2 protein-coding genes and 2 pseudogenes are annotated in these 2307 nt (G+C 59.6%); all 4 read left to right on the top strand.

What is annotated here, in order from left to right; translation table 11 throughout:
• Nucleotides 1–392: pseudogene (locus C9413_RS31245) on the top strand (ABC transporter permease); the annotation flags it as partial.
• Between the two features lie 16 nt (nucleotides 393–408).
• Nucleotides 409–918 (top strand): NADPH-dependent FMN reductase, encoded by a 510-nt coding sequence (locus C9413_RS31250; protein ID WP_040114019.1) that lies wholly within the window; start codon nucleotides 409–411, stop codon nucleotides 916–918.
• 15 nt (nucleotides 919–933) lie between these two features.
• Nucleotides 934–1737 carry a 3,4-dihydroxy-2-butanone-4-phosphate synthase gene (gene ribB, locus C9413_RS31255; protein WP_074070628.1) on the top strand — a complete coding sequence of 268 codons (804 nt, stop codon included), beginning with the start codon at nucleotides 934–936 and terminating at the stop codon, nucleotides 1735–1737.
• A 6-nt stretch (nucleotides 1738–1743) separates the two neighbouring features.
• Nucleotides 1744–1897, top strand: a pseudogene (locus C9413_RS34040) (IS6 family transposase); the annotation flags it as partial.
• Between the last annotated feature and the right edge of the window lie 410 nt (nucleotides 1898–2307).

Here is a 2307-nt window from a genome sequence, read left to right on the forward strand (position 1 = left end):
CCATCTACGCGGTTGGGGGCAGCAGGACTGCAGCGGCACGGCTTGGAATTTCCGAAACCAAGGTCTGGACCAGCATTCACGGTATCAGTGGGGCCATGTCGGCGCTAACGGGGGTATTGCTGCTCGGGTTTTCCGGCGGCGGCTTCGTTGGCGTCGGAGACCCCTATCTCTTCACCACCGTTGCGGCCGTTGTGATCGGCGGCACCTCGTTGCTTGGAGGCGCAGGCGGATACGGGGCAACCGTTCTCGGGGTACTCGTATTGACTGTAATGACGTCCCTGCTGGTCGGGCTGGGCCTGAGTTTTGCCGCGCAACAGGCGATCGTGGGTCTGCTGATCGTGCCGATGGTGGCGGTCTACGCTCGCACCCCGCATATCCGCAACCAGATCTGATCGGAGGGTCGCCAAAATGAAGATTGTCGCGATAACCGGCAATGTCTCGCGCCCCTCGAAGACGCGGGCGCTCGGGGAATACGCACTCTCGAGCGTCCCGCCCGGTCACACACGGTATCTGTTTGACCTGGTCGATGTTCTCCCGGTGTTGGGAACCACCCTGTGGCGTTCGGAGGCTCCTGTTGGACTCGCGAACGTTCTTGACGCAATCCAGTCTTCAGACGTCCTCATCGTGGGTACGCCGGTCTTCAAGTCCTCGATGACCGGCCTTCTCAAGCATCTTTTCGACCTCTTCGAAATGACAGCCCTGCAGGGGAAACCCGTTTTGATATTCGCAACGGGTAAGGCCGAGGCCCATGGCGAGCATGTCGAGGCTCACCTGCGCTCATTGATGGGCTTCTTCAAAGCCGAGGTTCGCGGTGACTTCATCTACGCGATGGACGGCGACTTCCCCGATTCGGCACCGTCTGCGGAACTTCGGGAGCGGGTCGACCGCCAACTCGCACGCACTCTGGGCCATGTTTAGTTCAAGGAGAAGAACATGAAGTTTGCTTCCATCGAGAGCGCGGTTAAAGCAATCGCCGCCGGAGAGATGATCATCGTCGTGGACGACGAAGACCGGGAAAACGAAGGCGACATCCTCGTTGCCGCGGACAAGGTGAGAAACGATCATGTTGCCTTCATGATGCGTTATGCGCGCGGCCTGATCTGCGTTCCGATGACCGGGGACCGGTTGGACGAACTGGATATCCCGCTCATGGTGGAGCGCAACTCGGATTCTATGCAGACAGCGTTCACGGTGTCAGTCGACCTGATAGACGGCGTATCGACCGGGATTTCCGCAGAAGACCGCGCCAAGACCATCAGGGCGCTCGCCGACGCATCAACGACGCCGGAGGACCTGTCCCGGCCAGGCCACATATTCCCCCTGCGGGCAAACCCGTCGGGTGTTCTCGGACGCCCCGGCCATACGGAAGCCGCGGTGGATTTCGCGCGGCTGGCCGGGCTCGAGCCAGCGGGTGTCATCTGCGAAATCGCCAACGACGACGGCACTATGGCGCGTCTTCCCGAACTCAGCGAATTCGCCGCGCGCCACAACCTTCTCATGGTGACCATCGAAGCCCTGATCGATTATTGCCGCGAGATCGATGAACGCGGCCCTCGTGTAGAGGATGCAGCCGCGGCGGCGGCGTTGTCGAATGTTTCGTATCTGGCAAGCAGACGTTCTACATGCCCCCAGCGGGAGAGCGGAACTACTACGTTCGCAGTCTCCGATACAGCACAAGAAAAGCGCGTTTCGCAGGTGCCAACGGGGGGAACGGACCTTGGGTTCGCTGTGCGATGATTGGGCATGACAACCCGTGACCCGCTTTATCGCCCCCGCCGCTTTCCTGCTGAAATTATTGCGCACGCGGTGTGGCTTTCTTTCCGTTTTGCTTTTGCGCCTGCGGGTGATCGAGGACATGCTGGCCGGTCCTGGGATCATTGTCTCGCACCAGACGATCCGCCTGTGGGCAGAGTAATTTGGTCGTACCTTCGCCAACGACAAGCTTCGATCCTACCACGCTGTAAAACGAGAGTTCATGCCGGATGTAGTGCTTCGGCTCCACCCTGTTCCACACCCCACCCCATGACCTCACCACGAGCCATCGTCGCGAACTGGGAGTAGCAGCGATGAACCTATGGGCCCAAATTGCTCGCGCATCACTGACAAAATAGACCGGCGTCATGGGCTCGCCTCTTTGCCCTTAAGTCTAAGATTCCCGTCGAAGTGACGGCGAGCACCGGCTGCGACCCCTCAATTGCCCTGTTCGCTCGTCGATGGCGAAAGGCCGACCTCATGCTTGGATACCGTTTCGGGAAGGAAGTGATGATGTGGAGAGTTGAGAGTGTCCCCTCTAAGATTGATCATTTC

The sequence above is a fragment of the Rhizobium sp. SEMIA 4085 genome (genome assembly GCF_013004495.1).
GTDB lineage: Bacteria > Pseudomonadota > Alphaproteobacteria > Rhizobiales > Rhizobiaceae > Rhizobium > Rhizobium gallicum.